Origin of the sequence: Mesorhizobium sp. M7A.T.Ca.US.000.02.2.1 (genome assembly GCF_003996995.1) — a bacterium.
Taxonomy (GTDB): Bacteria; Pseudomonadota; Alphaproteobacteria; order Rhizobiales; family Rhizobiaceae; genus Mesorhizobium.
Genome location: NZ_RZTT01000281.1, coordinates 1 through 8,068 on the forward strand (window position 1 = coordinate 1; position 8,068 = coordinate 8,068).

Sequence of the window (8,068 nt, forward strand, 5' to 3'; positions counted from 1 at the left end):
CCCCGGGCCTGACCTCATCCGGGGCCGGCCGCCGTGCCGCGTCACGCCAGCCGGCAAAATCCGTCTCGCTGTCGAGCCGAACTCTGTATCTGGCGAGATCGAGTTCCGCCGGCCGCATGATCAGAACAACGACAATTGTTCGCAGGAGTGGGCGATCTTGTCGCGCAGGCCGGCCTTGTCGGTCAGCGCACCAGGCGACCAGCCTTCGGCGATGATGAACGGCCTGAGCTTGGCAATCGACTGGCAGACCCGCCCGACATCCTCCAGCCGCATGCGCCGATGCCGGCGCGTCTCCAAAATCTTTGCCACCACCTTGGTGCCGAGACCCGGCACCCGCAGCAGAGCTTCGCGGTCGGCGCGGTTGATGTCGACCGGAAACTGCCCCCGGTTGCGCAGCGCCCAGGCGAGCTTCGGGTCGATGGCGAGATCGAGCATGCCGTCGCTGCTCCCGGCAAGGATTTCCGGCTGCGAAAACCCATAGAACCGCATCAGCCAGTCGGCCTGATAGAGCCGGTGCTCGCGCATCAGCGGTGGTTTCAGCAAGGGCAGCGACGATGACGAATCCGGAATCGGGCTGAAAGCCGAGTAATAGACGCGCCGCAGATGATAGCTGCCATAGAGCCGCGCGCTGGTGTGAAGGATGCCGTCGTCGGATGTCTTGTCGGCGCCGATGATCATCTGCGTCGACTGGCCGCCCGGCGCAAAGCGTTCGCGCTTTTTGGTTTTCAAAGTCGGCTCGGCCTTCTCCTCCATCTTCTGGCGCAGCCTGGCCATGGAAAGCCGGATTGTCTCCGGCTTCTTCTCGGGCGCCAACCGCTTCACACCCTCGTCGGTCGGCAGTTCGACATTGATCGATAGCCGGTCGGCATAAAGCCCTGCCTTCTCGATCAGTTCGGCCGAACTTTCCGGAATGGTTTTCAGGTGGATATAGCCGGAGAACTTCTCCTCCAGCCGCAGCCGGCGCGCCACCTCGACCATCTCGCCCATGGTCTCGTCCGGCGAGCGGATGACGCCTGAAGACAGGAACAGGCCTTCGATGTAGTTGCGCCGGTAGAAATCCATGGTCAGCTTCACCACCTCGTCGACGGTGAAACGGGCGCGCCGCACATTGGAGGACGAGCGGTTGATGCAATAGCTGCAATCGTAGATGCAGAAATTGGTCAGCAGGATCTTGAGAAGGGAAATGCAGCGGCCATCCGGCGCATAGGAATGGCAGATGCCCATGCCCTCGGTGGAGCCGATGCCGCCGGATTTCAACGAATCCTTTTTTGCCGCACCGGAAGAGGCGCAGGAGGCATCGTATTTGGCGGCGTCGGAGAGTATCGCCAGCTTTTCACGGACGGTAAGTGCGCTCATATGTTCATGATATGTTCTGAAGAGGAGATACGCCACCTCATTTGATGGAGGCGGCGAAAAAGTGATCGCCACCCATCATGAATCCATCAAACCTCGTGCAGATAGAGGTGGTAATCCAACTCGCTGACCGTGCGTGCCACCCGCAGATATTCGGACTGTTTGATCGCCACGAAGGTCCGGTGCAGGTCCTCGCCGAGCGCGTTCTTCAGGAAGCTGGACGTCCGCGCCGCTTCGATCGCGGCGCGCCAGTCGACAGGCATGGTCGTGCGCGTGACCGCTGCCTCATAGCCGTTGCCGGTCGTTTCGGGACCCGGATCGAGGCCTTCATCCATGCCCTTGATGATTCCGGCGAGCACGGTTGCGGCGATCAGATAAGGGTTGGCGTCGACGCCGGACGGCCGGTGCTCGATGCGCCGGTTCTTGGCGTCGCCGGCCGGCACACGTAAGGCCACCGATCGGTTGTTGACACCCCAGGTCGGCGCCACCGGCGCATAGGATTGCGAGACGAAACGCCGCCAGGAATTGGCGTGCGGTGCAAACACCAGCATCGATTCCGCCATGGTCTGGATCAGGCCGCCGAGCCCTTGCAGCAGCGGCAGCGACCAGCTCTCGCCGCCGGCTTCGGCAAAGACGTTTCGGCCGGCCTTCTCCTGCAGCGAGACGTGGAAATGCATGCCCGAGCCGGCATATTTCTCGATCGGCTTGGCCATGAAACAGGCGGTGACGCCATGGCGGCGCGCCTGCGCCCGCACCAGCCGCTTCAGCATGACCAGATCGTCGGCCGCCCGCATCACATCCTTGCGGTAGTTCAGCGTCAATTCGTACTGGCCGGGCGCATATTCGGAAATCACCGTCTCGGCCGGAATGCCTTGCGCCTTGGCCGCGGCATAGATGTCGGAGAACAGCGGCTCCATGCCGTGCAGATGGTCGACCGAATAGACTTCGGTCTTGCCCGAGACGCGGCCATCGAGCACCGCGCGCGCCGGCTGCACCTTGCCGTCGGCGTCGCGCTCATTGGCCAGCAGGAAGAATTCGAGCTCGAAGGCGCCGGCCGGATAGAGACCTTTGGCCGCGAGGATCTCCACCTGCCGAGCCAGCGCCAGCCGCGGATCCGACGACATCGGCCGGCCGTCGAGCATGTACATCGCCATCAGCAACTGTCCGCGCGGCGGGCTCGTGCCATAGAGCGGCACCAGCGTGCCGGGGATCGGCCATGCCCTGAGGTCGCCATCACCGGTCGTCCAGATCAGTCCGGTCTCGTGCACATCCTCGCCGGTGATGTCGAGGCCGAGGATCGAGATCGGCATATGGCGGCCGCCCTCGAAGATGCTCTTCAGCTCATGCCGGCGCACGATCTTGCCACGGCCGACGCCATTGGCATCGGTCAGCACGATATCGAAGGCCTCGATCTCGGGATGGGCGTCGAGAAAGGCTTGCGCCTCGGCAGGTGTCGAGCCCGAAGGTGAGGTTATCATGGCATTAGGGTTGTCCATCGCCGCTTTTCTCATGCCGCAAGCTTCGCCGCAACCGCGCCGAAGGCGGTGATCAGCCGGTTGACCTGGGCAGCCGAGGTCGCCGGCGAGATCAGCATCATGTTGTGGAAGGGTGCGATCAGCACGCCGCGATTGACCAGCGCGACATGGATGGCGGCCTCCAGTTCCGGTGCATGCGCCATTTCCGCCTCGGCCCCATTGCGCAGCGGACCGGGCGCACAGATGAACTCGACACGAGCGCCGACGCGGGATACATGCCAGGGCAGGCGATAGCGATCGATCACGCCGGTCAGCCCGGCATCGAGCCGCCGCGCCAGATGATTCATGCGGTCGTAGTTTTCCTGCGTCATCACCTCTTCGAGCGTGGCGCGCATCGCCGCGAACTGCAGCGGGTTGGCCGAGAGTGTCGTGCCCATGCCGGAATAGCCCGGCTCCTTGGTCCTGTTGTAATCCGCGTAGCGTGAGGCAACGTCGTCGCTCATGCCCCAGACACTGGCCGGCACGCCGCCGGCGATCGGCTTGCCCAGCACGAAGAAGTCCGGGTCGAGGCCATATTTCACCGTGTAGCCGCCGGGGCCGGTCGAGATCGTGTGCGTCTCGTCGATCAGAAGCAGCGTGCCGGTTTGGCGTGTCAGTTTGCGCAGGGCGTCATGGTAGCCCGGATCGGCCAGCACCATGCAGGAATTGGTCAGCACCGGCTCGGCGATGACGCAGGCGACGTCCTTATCCCTAAGCGCGGCTTCGAGTGCTGAAACATCGTTGAACTCGATGACCTTGGCCGTGCGGGTCAAGTCGCGGAACTCGCCCGCCAATCCTAGCCGGTTGACGGGCTTGCCGTCGATCAGCCGCACCATCGTTTCGTCGACCGAGCCATGATAGCAGCCGTTGAAGACCAGGATTTTTTCGCGGCCGGTGACGGCACGGGCAACGCGCAATGCAAAGCGGTTGGCGTCGGTCGCCGTCGTCGCGATCTGCCAGAACGGCAGGCCGAAGCGCTGCTGCAGCAGCGGCCCGATGGCCAGCGCATCTTCCGAAGGCAGCATATAGGTCAGGCCGCGTCCGGCCTGCCGGCGGATGGCGCGAGCCACCGGTGGCGGCGAATGGCCGAACATCGAGCCAGTGTCTCCAAGGCAGAAATCGTCGAGCTTGTTTCCGTCGATGTCGGTGATGTTCGCGCCCCTGGCGTTGTCGACCAGGATCCGGAACGGCGTCGGCCAATCGTTCATCCAGTGCATCGGGACGCCGCTGAAGAAGCCGGGCAGGCCGTTGCCGATCTTGGCCTGCGATTTTGGCCGCGCCTTGCGGAAGGCTGCCCCCTCGATTTCGCGCAAATCGGCAATGCGGTCGCGGCCGATGCCGCCGATGGACGTGTTGGACGTGTCGCTGTGCATGAAAACCCCTCTGGTCGATCCCTCTTAGCCAATCCGTGTCCGCATCCGCAATTGGCCGCGCATCTGCCCTGCGTTGGCTCAGCCTTTGGCGGCAGCGCTTGACCGTGCTGCCGAAGTCAGCGCCAATATGAGCGGGAATTGAGGTGGAGGGGTAAAATGCGAACGATCATGTGTGTGGCAATGCTTCTGTCGTCGGCTGGCGCTGCCTTCGCGTCGGGTGGCATCTGGTGCTCCACCGAGGACCCGGCGGCGACATTCGAGGTCGAGGCAGGCGTCACCAGAGGCATGGGCGGGCCGACCTTCAACTTTCGCGGCAACCTCCAAATTCTGAGCCGGCCTGCCGGCGACAGCCTGCGCAAGACGGTGTTCGAGGATTCCAACCTGACGCAGTACTGGCTCGACGGCAAGGAATTGCGGCTGAACATCTATCGCGAGCACGAGGTCGCGCAAAAGATCAATTCGGTCGAACTGACGATCCTGACCAAGACCAGCGATGAAGGCGTCTACGACGGGAGCTATACGCTCGCCGTCTACGACGCCGCGGCGGATACGGACCAGGACGGCAAACCGGTTGAAATCAGCGGCAAGGTGTCGTGCGGAGCGGAGTGAGCGGGGTCAGGCCGTGATATCGACGACGCCGCAATCGCCGGCGGCACTACCGAAGGCGACCCGGCGTTCTTCCTTGTCCCACATCATCGAGGTGATGGCGCCCTTGCCCGGCCGTCGCAACAGCACTTCCTTGGCGTCGGCAAAACGCACCGCCATCACCATCCCGTCATCATAGCCGACGGCAACGACATCCTGGCTCGGGTGGCAGGCGACAGCCGTCACCATGGCGTTGCCGCGCGTGCCGAGCTCCAGCGGTGCCTTGCCCATTGGACCATCCTTGCCTGAAAACGGCCAGACGATCGCCGCCGGCGCGCCGGAACTCGCCAGCCACTTGCCCTTCACACTCCACGACAGGCTTTTGACCTTGCCGGGATAGCCGGTCATGCGCATGTGCTTGCCGTCGGCGAGCTTCCAGCCGTGCAATGCGTTTTCTTGCATGGTGGTGACGAGGAAGGCGCCATCGGGAGAGAAGGTGATGCCGGTGTGGGCGCCGGCCCATTCAAGCTCCACCGGCTTGCCCTCGGCGGCCGGGAAATGCAGCGTCGCGCCATTGTAGCGGGCGACACCGAAGCGCATGCCCTTGGGCGAGAAGGCCAGCCCCTCGACCGAACGCGGATGGACGAATTCCCTCGTCTTGCCGTCGGCGAAGCGCACGAAGGCGGTCTTGCCTGAGGCATAGGCGATCGCGCCTTGCGGCCCGGCGGCAACGCTGGTGATCCACTTCTTGGCCGCGCTTGCCAATTCCGTGACCTCGCCGCCCGCTTTCACGGAAAACGCCTTGCCGTCCTCGCCGCCGGTGATCAGCCGGTCATTGGCCGCATCATGAAAGGCGGCGAGCAGCCCGTCATTGGCCTGAACTGTCTTGTGGCCATGGTCGAGCCGATGGACGGCGCCGTCGGCCATCGCGAAATGCGGCACGTCGCCGAGGAAGACGGCAGCGATGCAGTGGCCTTCGAGATCAAGCGGGGCGACTGTTGGCATGGGAGATTATTCCATTCGAGATTTATGCTGGTCGTCTAACCTCGCTGGGTCGCCAGCGCGGCTGGGTGCGGCCGGCCTTCTCCCCTTGTGGGAGAAGGTGGATCGGCGCGCAGCGCCGAGACGGTTGAGGGGTGGGTGACGGATCTCCGTCAGCGCCAAGCTGGAACACCCCTCATCCGACCGAGCTTCGCCCGGCCACCTTCTCCCACAAGGGGAGAAGGAAGGAGGGGCAGCGCTAGCGCTATAAAGTCTGGAAATCAAGCCGCCTGGCAGGCGTCAAAACTCTTCTTCAGCCGCTCGGCGTCGAGTTCCCTGCCGATGAACACCAGCCGGCTCTCATGCTTCTCGCCGTCCTTCCAGGCGCGCTGGTGGTCGCCCTCAATGATCATGTGCACGCCCTGGATGACATAGCGCTCATCATCGCCCTTGAGCGCGATGATGCCCTTCAGCCGCAGGATGTTGGGGCCTTCCATCTGGGTGATCTTCTCGATCCAGGGGAAGAATTTCTTCGGGTCCATCTCGCCGCCGCGCAGCGACACCGATTGCACCGTCACGTCATGGATGTCTGAAGCATGAGCGTGATGGTGGTGCCCGTCATGATCATGGTGGTGATGATCGTGGCCATCATGATCGTGGTCGTGATCATGATGATCGTCATGCGCCTCAAGGAAATGCGGGTCGTTTTCCAGCGCCCTCGACAGGTCGAAAGCGCCGCGATCGAGCACCTCGGTCAGGGCGACGCCGGCTCGGGTCGTGCGGTGGATCTTTGCCGCCGGATTGATGGCGCGGATCGTCGCCTCGACCTTGGCGAGCTCTTCTGATGTCACGAGGTCGGTCTTGTTGAGCACGACGACGTCGGCGAAGGCGATCTGGTCCTCGGCTTCCCTGGAATCCTTGAGCCGCAGCGGCAGGTGCTTGGCGTCGACCAGCGCCACCACCGCGTCGAGCCTGGTCTTGGAGCGCACGTCGTCATCCATGAAGAAGGTCTGCGCCACCGGCACCGGATCGGCGAGCCCGGTGGTCTCGACGACGATGGCATCGAAGCGGCCGGGTCGGCGCATCAGGCCCTCGACGACACGGATCAGGTCGCCGCGCACCGTGCAGCAGACGCAGCCATTGTTCATCTCGTAGATTTCCTCGTCGGATTCCACGATCAGGTCGTTGTCGATGCCGATTTCGCCGAACTCGTTGACGATGACGGCGTAGCGCCTGCCGTGGTTTTCCGACAGGATGCGGTTGAGCAGCGTCGTCTTGCCGGCACCGAGATAGCCGGTGAGAACGGTTACGGGGATCTGCGTCTGTGCGTCGCTCATGGCTTGCCTCGAATTATCTGGGCCTCGGAAATTCGGCCTGAGAAAAGGGAATGTCGGCTCCATATAGGATGTGCGCCGGGCTTTTGCACGGGGCAAACCGATGGGCCAAACCGGCTTGCTGCATTGCCGAATCGTTGGCGAAAGCCGTTGTGATCGCCTAGATCACGGCGACAGAGGCCAATTCGAGAGGCAAGATATGTCCGGCAAGCCATCCTCGTTCTCAATGAGCCGGCGCCAGGCGCTCGGTTTGATCGCGGTCACCGCCGGCGGTGGTGCCTTCCTGCCCGCCGCCGCGATGGCAGACCAGACTTCACCCTATGCCGGACTGGCCTTGTTCGAAAACGGCGCCGGTGTCTGCACCATCACGCCCGAGGCGACCGAGGGACCGTTCTATTTCGATCCGAAGCTAGAACGCGCCGATGTCACCGAAGGCAAGAAGGGCATTGCCCTTGATGTCCGGCTGCAGGTTGTCGACGCGGGCTGCCGCCCGCTTGCCGGCGCTCGTGTCGACATCTGGCATTGCGACGCGCAAGGCGCCTATTCCGGCTATCCCGGACAGGGTGATGGCCGCGATCTCGACACCTCGGGCCAGACCTTCCTGCGTGGTTGGCAAAGGACCGACGCGAGTGGCATCGTTTTCTTCGCCACGATCTATCCCGGCTGGTATCGCGGCCGCACCACCCACATCCATTTCAAGGTCTTTCCCGACGACAGTTCGGTGATGACCGGACAGTTGTTCTTCCCGGACAGCCTCAGCGAGCAGATTTTCACCGCTGTCGCGCCCTACAACGACCGGTCGGGCGAGCGCGACACCTCGAATGCCGCGGACGGCATAGCCAGGCGGGCCGGACCGCAATCGCAAGCTGCGCTGCGCGAGCTGGAGGATGCCTATCAGGCGCTGATGATCATCGCGGTGAAGTCCGGC

Annotated in this window: 7 protein-coding genes; 2 read left to right on the forward strand and 5 right to left on the reverse strand. The window is 63.4% G+C overall.

What is annotated here, in order from left to right:
• Nucleotides 1–120 precede the first annotated feature (120 nt).
• The 3 genes from EOD15_RS23275 to EOD15_RS23285 form a co-directional block, all read right to left on the reverse strand.
• Entirely contained in the window at nt 121–1,356 is a 1,236-nt protein-coding gene (locus tag EOD15_RS23275) for a putative DNA modification/repair radical SAM protein (RefSeq protein WP_127319462.1), read from the reverse strand.
• 86 nt (nt 1,357–1,442) lie between these two features.
• Nucleotides 1,443–2,849, reverse strand: a complete 1,407-nt coding sequence (locus EOD15_RS23280; RefSeq protein WP_127319460.1) for a glutamine synthetase family protein — start codon at nt 2,847–2,849, stop codon at nt 1,443–1,445.
• A gap of 11 nt (nt 2,850–2,860) precedes the next feature.
• Nucleotides 2,861–4,240, reverse strand: coding sequence for an aspartate aminotransferase family protein (locus EOD15_RS23285; protein WP_127319458.1), 1,380 nt, complete (start codon nt 4,238–4,240; stop codon nt 2,861–2,863).
• 156 nt (nt 4,241–4,396) lie between these two features.
• On the opposite strand from EOD15_RS23285, the gene EOD15_RS23290 reads away from it, so the two are divergent.
• A complete protein-coding gene (locus EOD15_RS23290; RefSeq protein ID WP_127319456.1) occupies nt 4,397–4,849 on the forward strand; it encodes a hypothetical protein in 453 nt (150 codons plus the stop codon).
• A 6-nt stretch (nt 4,850–4,855) separates the two neighbouring features.
• Here EOD15_RS23290 and EOD15_RS23295 read toward each other — a convergent pair whose 3' ends face one another.
• Both EOD15_RS23295 and EOD15_RS23300 read right to left on the reverse strand, forming a co-directional pair.
• Nucleotides 4,856–5,830, reverse strand: coding sequence for a WD40 repeat domain-containing protein (locus EOD15_RS23295; RefSeq protein WP_127319454.1), 975 nt, complete (start codon nt 5,828–5,830; stop codon nt 4,856–4,858).
• Nucleotides 5,831–6,087: 257 nt separating this feature from the next.
• The gene (locus EOD15_RS23300; RefSeq protein WP_127266500.1) at nt 6,088–7,143 is read right to left on the reverse strand and encodes a GTP-binding protein; all 1,056 of its coding nucleotides are present in this window, start codon (nt 7,141–7,143) and stop codon (nt 6,088–6,090) included.
• A gap of 196 nt (nt 7,144–7,339) precedes the next feature.
• On the opposite strand from EOD15_RS23300, the gene EOD15_RS23305 reads away from it, so the two are divergent.
• Nucleotides 7,340–8,068, forward strand: a 729-nt coding sequence (locus tag EOD15_RS23305) for an intradiol ring-cleavage dioxygenase (RefSeq protein ID WP_127319452.1), incomplete at its 3' end; no start/stop codon positions are given.